Here is a 16487-nt window from a genome sequence, read left to right as displayed (position 1 = left end):
CGGGCGGTCCCGCACCACGGGCGGCTGGCTGTGGGCGGGCTACGGTGGAGGAGATGTGATGAATGAGCCATAGGCCGGAGGGCTCGTGCGCAGCCCGTTGCCCGCGGCCGGAGGTCCTCCCGATGCCTGCTGCCCCGCGCGAGCCTTCGGTCTTCCTCGGACTGCTGCCCTGGCCGGAACGCATACAGGTGGCCCGGGCCCTGCGAACGGAGACGGTCGGCGGCCTGGTGCTGCTGATCGCCGCCCTGGTGGCGCTGGTGTGGGCGAACACCCCGTGGCGCGGGAGCTACGAGGCGCTGCGCGACGTCCACTTCGGAGTGGCGGCACTCGGGCTGGATCTGTCGGTGCAGCACTGGACCGCCGACGGGCTGCTCACCGTCTTCTTCCTGGTCGCGGGGATCGAGCTCAAACGCGAACTCGTGGCCGGCCGGCTGCGCACCCCGGCGACCGCGGTCCTGCCCGTGGTCGCCGCGGCGTGCGGCATGGTGGTTCCCGCGGGGATCTACCTGGCCACGGCCGCTGCCGGTGGCGGCCGTGCCGGCGGCTGGGCGGTGCCGATGGCGACCGACATCGCCTTCGCACTCGCGGTCCTCGCCGTGCTCAGCACCCACATGCCGACCGCGTTGCGGGCCTTCCTGCTCACCCTGGCGGTCGTCGACGACCTGGGCGCGATCCTGGTCATCGCGTTGTTCTTCAGCGGCCGCCTGAACCCGGTAGCCCTCGGAGGGGCCGTCGGCGGGCTGGTCGTCTTCTACCTGCTGCAACGGTTCAGGGTGCGCGGATGGTGGTGGTACGTGCCCCTGGCCGTGGTCATCTGGGCGCTGATGTACAACGGCGGGGTGCACGCCACCGTGGCCGGGGTGGCGATGGGACTGATCCTTCGCTGTGCCCGCGACCAGGGGACGGGCGAGGACGCCTCGCCCGGGGAGCGCACCGAGCACCTGCTGCGTCCGGTGTCAGCCGGTGTCGCCGTCCCCCTGTTCGCCCTGTTCGCCGCCGGGGTGAGCATCTCCGTTCCCGTGCTGGGCCAGGTGTTCACCCGTCCCGAGCCGCTGGGCGTGGTGCTTGGCCTGGTGGTCGGCAAGGCCGTGGGGATCTTCGCGGGAACCTACCTCGCCGCCCGGTACACCCGGGCCCGGCTCAACCCCGACCTGGCCTGGGCCGACGTCTTCGCCCTCGCGGTTCTCGCCGGAATCGGGTTCACCGTCGCCCTGCTCATCGGCGAGGTGGCGTTCGCCGACCCGGCTGACACCGAGCGGATCAAGGCCGCTGTACTGGTCGGCTCACTGCTCGCCGCCGGCATGGCCGCGCTGCTGGTCAAACGGCGTAACAGCATCTACCGCAGGCTGTGGGAGGCGGAGCACCTCGACGAGGACGCCGACGGCATCCCCGACATCTACCAGCGCGGCACGAGCCCGAGCCGCGCCCGGCGCCGCCGGTGACGGCTGAGGCCCGACAGCCCGCCGCAGGAGACGGCCACACCCGGTGACCGTAGGCGTACACCGCCACCGGCGTGCGGCGACCGTCGGCGACCCGTCGGCGACCCGCGAACGGCCGACCGGCTGATGTCCGACGAGGAGGCGACCGGCGACGTCATCGACGCCCGCAGCGCTGAGGAACGCGTGGGAGACGGGCGGCAGGGCCCGGCACCACGGCCGCACTTCCCCACGGAGCACGACGGCCCTTGCCCACGGACCGAGGAAGCCGAGGCTCACGGAGACGGCTCACCATGGCAGCGATCCTCGCCATGGCAGGGATTCTCGCCATGACCGCGGCCCGGCCGCACTGAGCCGGAAGCGCCCTGATCCGCCGGATCAGCACTCCCGTGGAGGTGGTCCGGGTGGAGACGGCGGACGCGACGACGCTTGTCGTGTGGTCGGGGAGCGGCTGGTCGGGGCATCGCGCGGCGGGGCGGTACGTGCCGGTGGGGTGGCTGTCGGCGTGGCGCATGGCGATCCCGGAACACACCCCGCACCGACGGTTCGCCGACGCGCCGAGGGCACGCAGCAGTCGGGGCCTCGTCGTGTGGCCGTCGCGTGTGGCGCTCATGTTGAGTGGTGCGGGGCGACGATGCGGGTGACCGTGACGGTGACGGTGGCTGCCGCCGGGGCGCCGTGCGCGGCGAGGTGGGAGATGACAGCGGCCCGCACCTGGTGGTGGACGGTCCGGGCGGTGTCCAACGCCCTGGGGCCCTCGGCCAGGACGCAGCGCACCTCGACGTGCCATCCCGGGCCGTCCGGCGCCCGGTCGATGCGGACGCTCGCCTCGGACGGGACGCGTTCAGCTGTCGTCTCCGGCCATGTGGACGAGGCGGCCGCCGCGAGGCGGTGAGCGAGGCGTGGCTGCAGGCCGACCACGCCGGGAACCGCGAGGGCCGCCTCGGCCGCGACGCGCAGGAGAGGGGTCGCGTCGGTGGCAGCCATCACGTACCACCGCCTGTGAGGTGCCCGGAGCCCGCGGGGCCGAGGGGCGGGAACGGCTCAAGCACGTCGACCACGATGATGTCGACAGCCGTCACGGCCAGCCCCAGATCTTGGCCAGCGGCGTTGATGACCGATCGGCGTACCTGATCGACCCTCTCGGGCAGCGGGCGGTCGAGGGCGGCGGCCAGGGTCATGGTCACCCGCACGCCGGTGCCCTCACCCGCGGGCACGAGCCGGCAGGTCGCGGCCCGCGCACCGGGCACCGTGTCCGCGGCCTGCCGCAGCACTTTCGCCGCGGCGCTCTCGGCGATCCGCAGATCCAGATCCGTGTCGGCCAGGGGCAGCAGCCGTCCGAGGCGGACCTCGGCCCTGACGACGCCCATGACCCGGTCGGCGAGTGCCTGCAGGCCGGGCGGGTCCTTGGCGCGCATCGCCCGCGTGGCCACGTTCACCGTGGCGAGTCCCTCGGCGGCCTCGCGGCAGTGGGGACATGACCTGGTGTGCGGATCCGCGGCCGGCGCCGCGTCCTGCGCCTGTTCCCACACCCGGCTGAGCAGGCGGCCGCACGGCAGTACCTCGTCACCTGCGAACGGGACCGCGCCGTCCACGGCCGGGGCGTTGCGAGGCCCGTCGGTTCCGGGCGGTTCGGACGGCCGCGCGTGCGGGTCGTCTAGCGCCATGGGGCCATCGCCTCCTTCAGGGACCGGCGTGCCCTGAACAGTCTGCCGCGCACGGTCTGCTCACTGGTCTGGGTCACGTGGGCGATCTCCTTGTAGGGCAGGCCCTGCAGTTCCCGCAGGATCCAGCAGACACGCTGTCCGGCGTCCAGCTCGCCGAGCGCGCGGGCCAGGGCGGCCGTGGCCGCGTTCTGCTCCGCGGCCCGGGCGGGCGAGCTCCACTGGTCGCCCGTCGCGGGTTCGGCCACGGCGTCCAAGGGGAGGGGCGCAAGTCGGCGGCGTCGCATGGTCAGGCAACGGTTGACGGTGATCCGGTACATCCAGGTGCGGAACTGCGCACCGTGGCGGTACTCCGGCAGTCGCCGCCAGGCGCTGACGAAGGCGTCCTGCACAGCGTCCTCGGCGTCCTGGGCGTTGCCGAGCATGCAACGGGCCAGGGCCAGGAGGGGCCGGCTGTGCCGCTGCACGAGAACAGCGAAGGAGTCCTCGTCTCCTTCGGCCGCCCGCACGGCCAGCAGTCCGTCCGGCAGGTCGCATCCCAGAGGTGGGAAGCCGGTCCGCTCGATCATGCCGCTCCTGCTCACGGCTCGGTGACGGACGTGTACCCCACCTCTACGAGTGTGACGCGCATCACGTTCATTGCGTGTGAGAGGCCGGACGTCCCATATGTCCAACCTTCTGACGGGCATCACACCGGTGCCCGACCGACCGACCGATCGAGGCGACCGCCATGACGGACAACAGCACCAGCGTCGGCAGGGGCAGCCGGCCCGACGGAGACACGAGCGCGCTGAAGGGCCGTACCGGGGCCGGGGCTCCGGCGGAGACACGGGGGAAGACCACCATCGCGGACGGCGTGGTGGCCAAGATCGCGGGCATGGCCGCCCGCGAGGTACCGGGCGTCCACAACCTCGGAGCGGGGATGGCCCGCGCCATCGGCGCCGTGCGGGAGCGCGTCCCGGGCGGAGGCGGCGGCGTCACGCGAGGCGTGAAGGTCGAGGTCGGGGAGCGCCAGGCCGCCGTGGACCTGGACGTCGTCGTCGAGTACGGCGTCTCCATCGTCGATGTCGCCGGTGACGTGCGCACCAACGTGATCGGCGCTGTCGAGCGGATGACGGGCCTGGAGGTCGTCGAGGTGAACATCGCCGTCGATGACGTCCACCTCCCTGATGAGGAGGAGTCGTCGTCCGAAGAGTCCGAACCGGATGAGGGCCGTGTGAGGTGATCCGGCCGTGGTCAAGCGCCGCGTCCCGGCGTGAGCGGGTGATCACCTGGATGGCGTTCGCGAGACGGGTGACTGAGTGATGAACACAGCGACTACGGGCCTCGCGGCCGGCATGGCCCTGGGTTTCGCCGGTTACTTCGGCGGCTTCTGGGCGTTCCTGCTCGTTCTGATCCTGGGCGCGGCGGGTTTGATCGTCGGCCTCCTCCTTCAGGGTGACCTCGAACTTCCCGCACGGAGGCAGCGGTGAGCTCCCCACCCGGCCCCGCATGGGCGTGGCTTCCGTCCGGACCGGCACCCCGCCCACGCCGGAGCAGGTCGTACGCCGAAGGCAGGCGTACGCCGAAGGCGGCCGTACGGCGCCGACCGGCTCGGCGCCGACCACTACCCGCACCCGTCGTACACCATGGGCAGGAGGCGAGGTCGCCGAGTTGATCGATGCCAAGTCGGGGAACCTCGATCGACCGGTGTGTCGGTCTGCCGATGCGCCCGCGGTCTTCGGCGAGGGTTTCCATGACTGGAGTTGGAGGGGGCGGCGTGGTGGAGGGTGTGGGAGAGGGAGATCAGGGGCGGTGGTGGTCGGCGGCCGAGCCGGGGTTCTGGCGGCGGGTCGTCGGGCAGTTGGGCACGGCCCTGATCGTGGTGGCCCCCGCCGGACGGATTCTCGCGGTCAACCCGGCCGCCGAGCGGCTGCTGGGCCGCGCCGCCGAGGCGATGCGCGGGGAGGACGCACACGACCTGCTGCACCGGGATGCGGACGGCGGCAGGATCCCCCGGGAGCAGTGCCCGCTGCTGCGGGCCGTGGCCGAGAGGGCCGAGGCGCGGGGGGAGGGCGACATCTGTCTGCGCGGTGACGGTCGCCTGATCGCGATCTCCTGGACCGCTTCTCCCCTGACGGACGACGGCGCCTTCACGGGTATGGCCGTGCTGGTCACCGACGCCGCCGGCGACCGCAGCGCGCGTCGGGAGCGTGCGGCCTATACGCGTGCTCTGGAAGACCTCACCGAGCGGCTGACGCTGGTCGCGGAGATCACCGACGTGCTAGGTCAGACGCTGGAGACGGATGAGGCCCTCGCCCGGCTGGGCCGCCTGCTGGTTCCCCGCCTCGCCGACTGGGCGGCGGTGGACCTCCAGGTCGGTTCCGGACAGGTCCACCGTGTGGCGGTGACGGGTCCCGAGGGCAGGGACGCCGCACAGGAGGACTGGCGCGAGCGCCTTCCCGAGGCCGGGGAGGAGGCCCGCTCCCCTCTGGTCCAAGTGCTGAACGGCGGTGATCCCGTCCTGCAGCGCGAGGCGGACATGGCCGCACCGACCGCCTCTGCCCTGGCCGCCGTCCACAGCGGCTTCCTGCGGGCCGCCGGCGCGACGTCCGCCGTCACGGTGCCGCTGGGCTCCCGGCGGCAGATCACCGGCGCCCTGACGCTGGTGCGCACCGACCCGGCGCATCCCTTCGACACCAGTGACCTGAAAGTCGTGAGCGACATCGGCCGCCGGGTCGGCCTGGTCATCGACAACGCCCGCCGCTTCGGCCGCCAGCGCGCCGTCGCCGAGGCCATGCAGCGCAACCTGCTCGCCCCACTGCCCCAGCCGGGCCGCCTGCGGCTCGCCGCCCGCTACCAGCCCGCCCCGGCCGGCTCCCAGGTCGGCGGCGACTGGTACGACGCGTTCGAGCGGAAGGACGGCACGCTCGCGCTGGTCATCGGCGACGTCGTGGGCCACGACCTGACCGCGGCGGCCGGCATGGCGCAACTGCACGGCATCCTGCGCTCACTGGCCTGGGACCACACCGGACCGCCCGGCGCCGTCGTCGACCGCCTCGACGACGCCATGCCCGCCATCACCACCGTCCCCATGGCCACCCTCGTCCTCGCCCTGCTCGAAGGCAGCCCGCACACCGGCCCGTGGACGCTGCGGTGGACCAGCGCGGGGCATCCGCCGCCCCTCCTGCTGACCCAGGACGGACAGGCGCGGTACCTCGAAGCCGGGCAGGGCCTCCTCCTCGGCACCCCTCCGGGCACTGGCGGCGGCAGCCGGCCGAACGCCACGGAGCCCCTGCCGCCGGGTTCCACCCTGCTGCTCTACACCGACGGCCTGATCGAGGTCCCCGGCAGCGACCTCGACACCGGCCTCGCCCGTCTGCGCCGCCACGCCCTCGCTCTCGCCCACGAACCACTGGACACGCTGTGCGACCAACTGCCCGCCCGCATGCCACCCGGCAGCACCGACGACGTGGCCCTCCTCGCCCTGCGCCTGCCGTCACCGTGAGGTGCTCAGTTCTCAAGGACCAGGACGCGGAACGGGCCCAGCGGGGCCGTCCGAGGTGTGTCGCCTTCGATGTACCGCCACCCCCAGGACCGCAGCGCCTCGACGGTCCTGTGGTCGGAGCGGTTCACCAGTGTGACGGCGACGGCGGCACCGTGGTCGGTGAGCAGCCGCTTCTGCAGGCGCCGGGCGAGGTTCCAGGCACGGTCCTGGTTCTGCCTGCGTACGCGGGACGGAACGTGGATCCCGGAGATCACGAAGAGGCGTCCGGAGGCGGCGAGACGCAGCAGCCGCCCCGGCAGGTACCCGTCGAAGCCCTCCCACCAGGGGCCGTCGCCGCGTACGGGGAAACCGTAGGCGCATCCGGTCAGCGCGGTGCTCTCCGCGATCAGCAACTCGAATCCCGGTCGCCGTACGTCGGCCGCCAGCCGCCGCAGGAAGGCGCCGCGGGCCTGGTTCCACGCCCAGGGGCCGCCGCCGGACGTCTCCGCGTACAGATCGCCCAGTTCCTGCAGATGGTCCTCTATCTGTCGCCGGGTCAACGGACGGACGCGTTGTCCCTCTCGGGGCGAGGAGCCTCGTTCCGGCCTCGACGGGCCGGGTGTCCGCGTACCGCGCCGGTCCGGGTCGGCGGATCGCCCGAGGAACTCTGTGGTGGTCGGCGGAACCGGCACGTTCACGGTCATGAGGCGAGCCCTGCCCCGGGCACGGGCGGATCCGGCCCGGCGTCGTCGGTCGCCGAGAGCGGCACCGGTGCCGGAACCGGTGCGCGACATGCCCTCGGTGTCTTCAACCGTACTCCCGGGGCCGCGCCGCCCTTGTGGACCGAAGGTGGCCGAGAACGCCGAGGCGGGTACGGCGGGTTCCGTCCGCTCCCCATCGGAGAGGGCGCACGGGAGTACGGTGGACGTACCGAGGGCATGTCGCACACCGGCTCCCGCGCCGGTCTCGTCCTCGGCGAGACACTTCGCCGGAACCCGCGCAGGGCAGCGGTTTCCGGAGACAGGTCAGCACGATGACCTCGGCCTTCGACACGTTCCCCGCCGCCGATGCGTGGCCAGAGCCCGACCCGCGCAGGGCCGTACTTCTGTTCTTCACCACCGGCACCACCGCACCACCGGCACCACGCGTCCGTGGGACGGCGGGCCCGCTTCTCCCCAGCGCTTCTCGCGTTCGACCGACCGTCAGGCCGTGACCGCCATGAACACCGCTCTCACCATCGCCGCGTTCCTCGTGCTCATCGCCGTCGGAGCGTACGTGATCCACCGGCTCAACTCGGCGCACGCCGAAAGGATCGCCTCGCGTTCCTACAGCCGCTTCCTTCCCGGCCGCCCGGCCGCCGCCGACCGCGCCGCCGGCACCACCGCGCCGCCCCCACCGCCCCCCGCCCCGGCCGCCGAGCACGAACGCCGCGATCATCGCGACGGCGGCCGGGGACGCTTCCGACCGCGCCGCCACCGGGACCGGACCACGCACAACAAGCCGAATGCCACAGAGCGTTGAGGCCAGGATGCCCCACAGGACAGAGGTCACATCCATGCACGCGTCGCCCCGCCGCAGCCGCGGCTCCGGCACCAGCACCAGCACCAGCACCAGCACCAGCACCAGCACACACGGCACAGGCGAAGATCCGCCGGCGTACGAGACCGCGGACGGTGATCCCCCCGTGGGCGGACTCGCGGAGGTCCGCATCATCGCCGCCAGCCCCGACATCGCCCAACGGGTGGCGCAGCTGCTGCGCCGGAACTTCCGCTGCGACGAGCCACGCAGCTACCCCGCGGGCCCCGACGGGCGCGACACCTTGCTCCATCTCACCGTCGACACCGGGCACGTCGCCGCAGAACCCTCCGCCGAGTCGCCCTGGCTGACCACCAGCCACACCCAGGCACGACGCGCCCACACCGACGAGCCGGGCTGACTCCGGCCCACCGCCGCACCGGCAGTCGTACGACGGCCGCCCGAGGACAGGAACCTCGACCGTGAACCCGCCCACCGGCACAGGCCCACCGCCCAGGGCCGGCGCAGGCGTCCCACCGCGACACCTGGCCGGCGGCGCCCTGCGACCTGCCCGTGACCGGGCACACGGTGAAGGCCGCGTGGTTCGCGTCCGGTTTCGACCCGCACATGATCCGACTGCGCCCCTCGGCCCCGCTCTCCCCTCCCGCAACTGTTACGGTCCGTGACCCCCTTTTCGCTTCCCGCCAGGTACGCTGAAGGGACCGAGGGCACGACGTACACCGGTGACGGACCGGCTTTCACTCCCGGCGCACCACGACACCGGGCGGTTCATCGCCCGGACGGGTTCCGCATCATGGCAGCCTTTGCCGCCCGCCCTCGACGCGGATGTCGTGGCACCGCGCATCCGCAGGCGACCGGCACGCAGCACGCAGCCGGAACACCGCCCCACTCCCAGCGGCGCAGGAGAGCGTGGCCTCACCTGACGGCCGCCCATCCACGTCACCACAGCAGCCGAGCACCCGGCCGCGCCTTCCTCGGCCTCTCGTCTCGGTCGGCGGGAGGATCCCCTTCACCGAGGCCGAGGAGCCCCGTCATGCCGTTCGATTCTTCCCCGACCGCTCCCTCACCGGGGGCGGTCCCGCCGGATCCCGTCCGCCCGCCTCAGGGGTACGACGGAACGGCGCCCTTCCCGTCCGACGGCCCGGCGCCCGCCCGCGGTGGCGCCGAGCGCGTGTACGTGGCGGTGACGGCGGCGATCGTCGTCCTGCCGTTCCTGGCGCTCGGCGCGGCCGGCTGGTGGCTGTGGGGCAGCCTCATCCGGCCCGCCGACATCGTCCTCGCGCTCGTCCTCTACACGGTCACGGGCCTCGGCGTCACCGTCGGCTTCCACCGCGGCCTGACCCACGGCGGCTACCGGGCGGTGCGGCCGGTGCGCATCGCGCTGGCGGTGGCCGGGTCGATGAGCTTCCAGGGCGACGTGATCAGCTGGGTCGCCACGCACCGCCGCCACCACGCCTTCACGGACCGGCCCGGCGACCCGCACTCCCCGTACCGCTACGGCACCCATCTGCGCGGCCAGTTGCGCGGACTGCTGGACGCCCACGTCGGCTGGCTGTTCCGCAACGACCCCACGCCCGCCGACCGGTACGCCCCCGACCTGCTGGCCGACCGCGACATACGCGCTGTCGCCCGCGCCTTCCCGGCCCTGTGCGTGCTCACGCTCGCACTGCCGTTCGCGATCGGCTGGGCGATCGGGGGCACCTGGGTCCACGCGCTGACCGCCGCGCTGTGGGCGGGGCTCGTCCGCATCGCCCTGCTCCATCACGTGACCTGGAGCGTCAACTCCCTGTGCCATGTGCTGGGCAAGCGGCCCTTCCGTACCCGGCGCCACGACCGGGCCACCAACCTGTGGCCGCTGGCCCTGCTCTCCTTCGGCGAGAGCTGGCACAACCTCCACCACGCCGACCCCACCAGCGCCCGGCACGGCGTGGACCGGGGCCAGATCGACCCGTCGGCCGCCGCCATCCGCCTCCTCGAACGCCTCGGCTGGGTGCACGACGTGCGCTGGCCCACGTCGGACCGGCTCGCCGCCCGCCGGGCCTGACGCGAACCAACCGCTCCCCAACCCGTCGAAGGAGACACCGTGATCACCGCAGCGCCGCCGCCCTCACCGCCCAACCGCCCTCTCCTCCGCCTGCGCCTCGCGCCCCACAGCGCGCTGCCGCGTCGTCTCGACGGCGTGTGGTGGCCACGCTCCTACGACCTCCTGGCAGAGCTTCCGCAGCTGCTCGCCGCACTGCCGCGCGCCTGGGGACACATCGCCGGCGTCACGGTGAACGGAGCGGCCTGGTCCGCGGCACCCGGCCGGATGCTCGTCGCCAACCAGGTCGTACGACTGCGGAAGACGGTCGCCGTGCACGCCCCGGACACCGTCGTCCTGCTCGCCCCCGGCCACGGCCGCTGGGACCTGCTGGTCGTGCCGCCCGGCACCACCGAGGAGGCGGCCGAGCCGATCATTACCGCCGCGCTCAGCGACCGCGCCTGACACGGCAGGAGTAGCGTGGACGCGAGGAGGGACCCGAACAGGCAGGTGAGCACGATGCCCGATCCCGATTCCCGGCCTCCGGCAGGTTTTCTGGCGGACGGTGTGCACGAATCCATGCGTCCCGGAACGGCACTCCTGCGGCTCACCACCACTCACGAACGCGCGGGCATCCTCGACGGTGCGTGGTGGCCCCGTTCCAGGAGTCTCACCGCCGAGCTGCCCGGCCTGATCAGCGCGCTGACCGAGCGCCTCGGGCCGATCACACGGATCGGCCTGGACTCGGCGGCCTGGGACGAAATGCCGACGCGGATGACCATCGACGAGCGTGTGGTGCACATCGACGTCTTCTCCGTGGGCGACGACACCGCGCTCGTGACCCGAGGGGACCAGGACTACTTCTCCCTGCTCGTGGTCCCACCGGACACGCCCCCCGAGGCGGCGCGAGCCGCGATGACCGAAGCGGTCCGTACCGGCAACCCCAAGCAGGCCCAGCAGATCCTGATCGACACCGGCCTTTGACACCGGCTCAGACCGCCGCCGGCCCGACGCCGTGCTCGGCGACAAGGAGGGCGCGGATCAGCACGCGGATGGTCACTCGGCAACGGCACCCACGGGTGAGGGCCGGTCAGTGGCTGCCGGTGAGCTGGCCGGCGAGGCGTTCGTGCATGTCGGCGCTGGGCTTGTTCAAGCCGATGATGGTGACCTTCTTGCCGCGCTGGGCGTACTTGGTCTCGACCGCGTCGAGGGCGGCCACGGAGGAGGCGTCCCAGATGTGGGCGTCGGAGAGGTCTATGACGACGTCGTCGGGGTCGTCCTTGTAGTTGAACTGGTAGACGAGGTCGTTGGAGGAGGCGAAGAACAGCTCGCCGGTGACCGCGTAGACGACCTGGTTGCCGTCGGGGTCGACGACGCCGGAGACGTTGACCATGTGGGCGACGCGCTTGGCGAAGACCACCATCGCGGTGATGCAGCCCACCACGACGCCGATGGCGAGGTTGTGGGTGGCGACCACGCAGGCGACGGTGACGACCATGACGGTCATCTCGCCGAGCGGCATCCGCTTGACGGTCTTCGGGGCGATGGAGTGCCAGTCGAAGGTCGCGAACGACACCATGATCATGACCGCGACCAGGGCGGCCATGGGGATGTCGGAGACGACCGGGCCGAAGGCGATGCACAGCACCATCAGGAAGGATCCGGCCAGGAACGTCGACAGGCGGGTCCGGGCGCCGGAGACCCGTACGTTGATCATCGTCTGGCCGATCATCGCGCAGCCGCCCATGCCGCCGAAGAAGCCGGTGACGATGTTGGCGACGCCCTGGCCGATGGACTCGCGGGTCTTGCCCGAGTGGGTGTCGGTGATGTCGTCGACCAGCTTGGCCGTCATCAGCGACTCCATCAGGCCGACCAGCGCCATGGCGAAGGCGTACGGCGCGATCGTCGTCAGCGTGTCCATCGTGAACGGCACGTCCGGCAGGCCCGGCACGGGCAGCGACGACGGCAGCTCGCCCTTGTCGCCGACGGTCGGCACGGCGATCCCGGCCGCCACCGTGATCACGGTCAGGATGATGATGGAGACCAGCGGGGCCGGGATCACCGTGGTGGCCTTCGGGAAGAACACCATCAGGGCCAGGCCGCCCGCGACCAGCGGGTAGACCATCCACGGCACATCTGTCAGCTCCGGCACCTGCGCCATGAAGATCAGGATGGCGAGGGCGTTGACGAAGCCGACCATGACGCTGCGCGGCACGAACCGCATCAGCTTCGCCACGCCCAGCGCGCCCAGGATCACCTGGAAGACACCGGCGAGGATGACGGCCGCGATCAGGTAGCCGAGGCCGTGCTCCCGGTTGAGCGGGGCGATGACCAGGGCGACCGCGCCGGTCGCGGCGGAGATCATGGCCTTGCGGCCGCCGACGACCGAGATGACGACGGCCATGGTGAAGGAGGCGAACAGCCCGACCGCCGGGTCGACCCCGGCGATGATCGAGAAGGAGATCGCCTCCGGGATCAGGGCCAGCGCGACCACGAGACCGGCCAGCACCTCGGTACGGAAGATCTTCGGGGAGGCCAGCCACTCGGGCCTGGACAGGCGGAACTTCGGCGCTGCGGGCAGCAGTGAGGACATGCAACCGTTTCTGTTCGGGCAGAGCACCACCACAGGGTGGACGCGTCCACGTCGTCTACGAAGTAATGCCGTAAGGCACACACGACTCCGCCCAGGCAAGGGCGGAATCCCTCAGCGGCCCGGCCACATCAGCGGGGCCCAGCCGGTCTGTGTGACAGCCGTCCGGCTGCCGGTCGGGCATCATGGCCCGGAAGCCTTCGGATGCCATCGGGGCCCGGTCGGGGCCACCGCCATGGCGGTTCACTTCTGTCGTCAGTCTCGACGGCGGTGGTGAGTACGCAGAAACTCTACCCTGACGTGAGGGCAGAGTGCGACTTGCGGCATGTGAAACACAGGTAAACACCCACCAATACCCTGTGATTCATCTCACGTAAGCTGTAGCGCTTTACGAATTCGAAAATCGAAGGAATCAACGAAGGGGATCATGAGGCGATGACGGATCAGGGGCAGCGGCAGATGCAGATCGGCGAGGTGGCTGAACGGACCGGTTTGTCGCTGCGCACCATCCGGCACTACGAGGAGGTCGACCTCGTCATCCCCTCGGCCCGCAGCAAGGGCGGCTTCCGCCTGTACACGGAGTCCGACGTCGAGCGTCTGATGGTGATCCGCCGGATGAAGCCGCTGGACTTCTCCCTGGAGGAGATGCGCGACCTGCTGGACATCACCGACCGGCTCGCCGCCACCGACGACCCGCCGGCCGGCGAGGAACTGGAGCGCCTGCGCGAGCGGCTGGACTCCTACCGCAAGGTGGCCGACGCCCGTTGCGAGACCCTGCGGGCCCGCCTGGAGATGGCCGAGGACTTCGCCGCCACGCTGCGGCGACGGCTGCGGGCGGGTGCCCGCTCGGGAGCCTGAGCGCTCCGGCCGCGGTACGGGACGAGGGGTACGGTCCGCGACGGACCGTACCCCTCCCCTTTCCTCCGGCGGTCAGCCGCCGACGGCGCCCGGCACTTCTTCCGTGACGCCGTTCAGCGGTGAGTCCGGATCGCTGCCGTACGCGCGGGTGACCCGTATCAGTGGCACCGCCAAGTCCCGGTCGACGGCTGGGGAAGCCATCCGCGGCCACCGCCGTCCGGCGGCGTCCGCTTCGATCACGGCGTCCTCGCCGACGGCGAGTTGGAGCATGAACAGCGCCATGATTCGGCTCCCGGCCGCCTCAGGCGCCGACCGGAGTGAGTGGCAAGTCCTCCCGGACCCGGCGTAGTTCGGTGTAGCGGCGGGGTGCCGAGCGGCAGCATCGCGGTCGCGTCGGCCGGGCCGGAGGACTCGCCCATGAACGCGGCGATGGCCTGCCGGACGGTGGGCACCATGGACGGCGACGTAGTCGCTGGGCACGGGAGTGTTCTGGGAGGTCGACTTCTCCAGCACCTCAACGTCGCAGCCGCGGCACAGCGGCAGTTCGCGCCAGCCGATGGTGGACAGCTGGGTGCCGCGCGAATGCCGGGTCATGGCCTGCGGGCGATGGACGATGTTCTGGCCGCCGCACTCGGCGCAGCGCACGCCGCCGCGCATCCACCGCGCCATGTCCCTCCGCCCTCCTCACCGCAGGGTTCCCGCCCGCCAAAACCTACCGTCACGTGAGAGTAGGCTTCCGGATCACGATCCCTTCGTTCTCTTCATCCTGTTCGTTCTCTTCGTTCTCTTCGTTCTGATCAGTCGGCGAAGGCGCCGTCGCAAGCCGGCGACCGGGTCCAGGGCGGCCAGGCGCAGGGTGAGGGAGTCCTCGCCGGGAAGTGGTCCGGCGTGCGCGGGCAGCCCTCGGCGGCGGAGGCGTACGGGCCGCAGAGCGGGATCGTGCGGGACGGGCAGCGTGGGCAGGCCGGGGCCCCGCATGGCCACGGAGAGCCGCCATTCGCCCCAGTGCAGGGCCTTGGCGGCAAGCGCACGGGCGAGGTCGACACGGAGTTCGACGCGGCCGCCGGTGAGGGTCACGGTCTGGAAGGCGTCGAGGTCGACGGTACGGCCGTCGCGGCGGGCCCGTACGACCAGGTCGTCCGCGGTGAGGCCGTGGACGTCCATGCGGCCGTCGAGGACGAGAGTGCCCGAGGTGTCCTTCGCCCAGCCGGCGCCGCTCATCGTGCAGTGCGGTCCCACGGTGTGCTTGCGTTGGCCGACGTCGAGGGTGAGGTTGTCGTACGGCTTGGTGAAGTACGGCGTGATGACCTCGGTCCGGTCCTCGGCGAGCCGCGCCAGGTGGGGCCGCGGCCGGGAGTCGATGTCCGGGGCCCGCCGGTTGCCCAGTCGGACCTCCTTGACGATGTCCTGACTGCGCACGCGGAGGAACAGGTCCCACAGCCCGGCGGGCAGCGGGCCGCCGTCGGCTGCCGTGGCGGTGTCGATCCGTACGGCGAACCCGGCCTGGTCGTAGTCGTACAGCCCCTCTCCCTCCGCCGTCGTCACTTCTGCGGCGTCGGTGGTCCGCGCCGGGAACGTGTACTCGGTCCGGCTCTCGCGCTCCCGCAGTACGACCTCGGTGGCCGCCTCGTGGGTGTCGACGCGGTGGATGTAGGCGTGGCCCCGCAGTTCGAGCCAGGTGCCGCTCAGTGACAGAGCGTCGAGGTGATGGCGTACGGGCAGTTGGCCGGTGATGTCGTAGCAGGCGTCCGGAGCGCCCACGGCGGGGTCCCTGAAGAAGGGGTACGCGCCGAAGGCACGTCCCTTGTCGACGACGACCTTGTCCCGGCGGCCGGAGCGGTCGAAGTCGATGACGGTGCGGAGCTCCTGAAGCTGAGCCCGGCGGGCCAGGTGGAAGCGCAGTCGGGTCATCGCGGGCAGACGCTCGGCGATCTCGTCGGTGCACCAGGAGTCGAGCATGCGCCGGATGTCGGCAAGGGCTGACTCGCACACGTCCGGCTCGCTCTCGCGCACCAGGTGGGTGAGGGCGCCGTTGAGGTCGACCTCCAGATGACGCCGGGCCAGCAGGTCCCGGTTCGGCCCGGCTGTCACTTCCCGCTCCAGCAGCTCGAACATCAGGCGCAGGAAACGGAGCCTGGGCTGTGTTCCCGGCGTGGTCAGGGTGACGTTGTTGCCGTCCTCGCGTTCGACCCAGTAGTAGCAGTCGTAGTCGGCCACGACGGAGATCGCGGCCGCGTGCAGATAGGCCAGGGCGACGAACGGCTGGTCCTCACCGACCCGCAGATCCGTACGGAAGCGCAGCCCGAGCCGCTCGATCAGTTCGCGCCGGAACAGCTTCAGCGGGTTGAGCGTCCAGTACACGCGTGAGGTGAACACATCCGTGCGTGGCTGGTTGCGCAGGAACATCGAGCGGGGTGCGGCCCGGCCGCCGACGCCCACCATCTTGCCGAGCACCACGTCGGAGCCGTTGGCGTCGGCCATGGCGACCATGCGCTCAAGAGCCTCGGGCCCCAGGTGGTCGTCGGCGTCCAGGAAGAACACGTACCGGCCGCGCGCCAGTTCAAGCCCCGTGTTGCGCGGCGCCGAAGGCCCGCCGGAGTTGGTCTGGTGCACGACGCGCATGACGTCGGGGAACTCCTCGGCCAAGCGGTCCAGTTCGGCGCCGGTGCCGTCCGTGGAGCCGTCGTCCACGGCGATCAGCTCGATGCGTCCGTGCCCGATCGTCTGCTCCGTCACCGACGTCACGCAGCGCGTCAGGTAGGGCATCGCGTTGTACGCCCCGATGATGACCGAGACGTCCGGAACGACGTCGACCGGCTTACCACTCATAGGACTTGGCTTTCTCGTGAAAGGGGGTTGCCCCACTGGGACGCGGCAGCCCTGCCCCACATGCCGGGCGGGCACAGCGGGTCACAGC

Annotated in this window: 17 protein-coding genes; 10 read left to right on the top strand and 7 right to left on the bottom strand. The window is 71.7% G+C overall.

Features of this window, described 5'->3' with window-relative positions:
- Nucleotides 1-122: 122 nt before the first annotated feature.
- Nucleotides 123-1442 (top strand): Na+/H+ antiporter NhaA, encoded by a 1320-nt coding sequence (gene nhaA, locus ABZ078_RS21555; RefSeq protein WP_356577440.1) that lies wholly within the window; start codon nucleotides 123-125, stop codon nucleotides 1440-1442.
- Between the two features lie 603 nt (nucleotides 1443-2045).
- Here the strand turns inward: nhaA and ABZ078_RS21550 are convergent.
- The 3 genes from ABZ078_RS21550 to ABZ078_RS21540 are packed head-to-tail and all read right to left on the bottom strand — an operon-like array spanning nucleotide 2046 to nucleotide 3669.
- Entirely contained in the window at nucleotides 2046-2423 is a 378-nt protein-coding gene (locus ABZ078_RS21550; RefSeq protein WP_356577438.1) for a hypothetical protein, read from the bottom strand.
- Nucleotides 2423-3103 (bottom strand): hypothetical protein, encoded by a 681-nt coding sequence (locus ABZ078_RS21545; protein ID WP_356577437.1) that lies wholly within the window; start codon nucleotides 3101-3103, stop codon nucleotides 2423-2425. Before ABZ078_RS21545 ends, ABZ078_RS21550 begins: the two co-directional genes overlap by 1 nt.
- On the bottom strand, nucleotides 3094-3669 hold the full coding sequence (locus ABZ078_RS21540; RefSeq protein ID WP_356577435.1) for an RNA polymerase sigma factor: 576 nt from the start codon (nucleotides 3667-3669) through the stop codon (nucleotides 3094-3096). The genes ABZ078_RS21545 and ABZ078_RS21540 overlap by 10 nt, the downstream gene beginning before the upstream one ends.
- Before the next feature lie 161 nt (nucleotides 3670-3830).
- On the opposite strand from ABZ078_RS21540, the gene ABZ078_RS21535 reads away from it, so the two are divergent.
- The 3 genes from ABZ078_RS21535 (at nucleotide 3831) to ABZ078_RS21525 (ending at nucleotide 6587) form a co-directional block, all read left to right on the top strand.
- The gene (locus tag ABZ078_RS21535; RefSeq protein WP_356577433.1) at nucleotides 3831-4325 is read left to right on the top strand and encodes an Asp23/Gls24 family envelope stress response protein; all 495 of its coding nucleotides are present in this window, start codon (nucleotides 3831-3833) and stop codon (nucleotides 4323-4325) included.
- A 79-nt stretch (nucleotides 4326-4404) separates the two neighbouring features.
- Entirely contained in the window at nucleotides 4405-4572 is a 168-nt protein-coding gene (locus tag ABZ078_RS21530; RefSeq protein ID WP_356577431.1) for a hypothetical protein, read from the top strand.
- Between the two features lie 299 nt (nucleotides 4573-4871).
- Nucleotides 4872-6587, top strand: a complete 1716-nt coding sequence (locus ABZ078_RS21525; RefSeq protein WP_356577429.1) for a SpoIIE family protein phosphatase — start codon at nucleotides 4872-4874, stop codon at nucleotides 6585-6587.
- Between the two features lie 5 nt (nucleotides 6588-6592).
- On the opposite strand, the gene ABZ078_RS21520 is transcribed toward ABZ078_RS21525, so the two are convergent.
- Complete coding sequence (locus ABZ078_RS21520; RefSeq protein WP_356577427.1) at nucleotides 6593-7126, bottom strand: hypothetical protein; 534 nt, start codon at nucleotides 7124-7126, stop codon at nucleotides 6593-6595.
- 658 nt (nucleotides 7127-7784) lie between these two features.
- On the opposite strand from ABZ078_RS21520, the gene ABZ078_RS21515 reads away from it, so the two are divergent.
- The 5 genes from ABZ078_RS21515 (at nucleotide 7785) to ABZ078_RS21495 (ending at nucleotide 11106) form a co-directional block, all read left to right on the top strand.
- Nucleotides 7785-8087 carry a hypothetical protein gene (locus ABZ078_RS21515; protein WP_356577531.1) on the top strand — a complete coding sequence of 101 codons (303 nt, stop codon included), beginning with the start codon at nucleotides 7785-7787 and terminating at the stop codon, nucleotides 8085-8087.
- 34 nt (nucleotides 8088-8121) lie between these two features.
- A complete protein-coding gene (locus ABZ078_RS21510; RefSeq protein WP_356577425.1) occupies nucleotides 8122-8502 on the top strand; it encodes a hypothetical protein in 381 nt (126 codons plus the stop codon).
- A gap of 633 nt (nucleotides 8503-9135) precedes the next feature.
- Nucleotides 9136-10146, top strand: a complete 1011-nt coding sequence (locus ABZ078_RS21505; RefSeq protein WP_356577423.1) for an acyl-CoA desaturase — start codon at nucleotides 9136-9138, stop codon at nucleotides 10144-10146.
- 39 nt (nucleotides 10147-10185) lie between these two features.
- Complete coding sequence (locus ABZ078_RS21500; protein ID WP_356577422.1) at nucleotides 10186-10587, top strand: DUF5994 family protein; 402 nt, start codon at nucleotides 10186-10188, stop codon at nucleotides 10585-10587.
- Between the two features lie 114 nt (nucleotides 10588-10701).
- The gene (locus ABZ078_RS21495; protein WP_356577420.1) at nucleotides 10702-11106 is read left to right on the top strand and encodes a DUF5994 family protein; all 405 of its coding nucleotides are present in this window, start codon (nucleotides 10702-10704) and stop codon (nucleotides 11104-11106) included.
- A 106-nt stretch (nucleotides 11107-11212) separates the two neighbouring features.
- On the opposite strand, the gene ABZ078_RS21490 is transcribed toward ABZ078_RS21495, so the two are convergent.
- Nucleotides 11213-12715, bottom strand: a complete 1503-nt coding sequence (locus tag ABZ078_RS21490; protein WP_356577418.1) for a SulP family inorganic anion transporter — start codon at nucleotides 12713-12715, stop codon at nucleotides 11213-11215.
- A 432-nt stretch (nucleotides 12716-13147) separates the two neighbouring features.
- Here ABZ078_RS21490 and ABZ078_RS21485 point away from each other — a divergent pair, with 432 nt between their 5' ends.
- A complete protein-coding gene (locus tag ABZ078_RS21485; protein WP_356577416.1) occupies nucleotides 13148-13570 on the top strand; it encodes a MerR family transcriptional regulator in 423 nt (140 codons plus the stop codon).
- Nucleotides 13571-13642: 72 nt separating this feature from the next.
- Here the strand turns inward: ABZ078_RS21485 and ABZ078_RS21480 are convergent, their stop codons facing one another.
- Both ABZ078_RS21480 and ABZ078_RS21475 read right to left on the bottom strand, forming a co-directional pair.
- A complete protein-coding gene (locus tag ABZ078_RS21480) occupies nucleotides 13643-14239 on the bottom strand; it encodes a hypothetical protein (protein WP_356577414.1) in 597 nt (198 codons plus the stop codon).
- Nucleotides 14240-14311: 72 nt separating this feature from the next.
- Complete coding sequence (locus tag ABZ078_RS21475) at nucleotides 14312-16399, bottom strand: glycosyltransferase (protein WP_356577412.1); 2088 nt, start codon at nucleotides 16397-16399, stop codon at nucleotides 14312-14314.
- Between the last annotated feature and the right edge of the window lie 88 nt (nucleotides 16400-16487).

Origin of the sequence: Streptomyces sp. NPDC006385 (assembly GCF_040612485.1) — a bacterium.
Lineage (GTDB): Bacteria > Actinomycetota > Actinomycetes > Streptomycetales > Streptomycetaceae > Streptomyces.
This window is presented reverse-complemented; position numbering and strand designations above follow the sequence as displayed.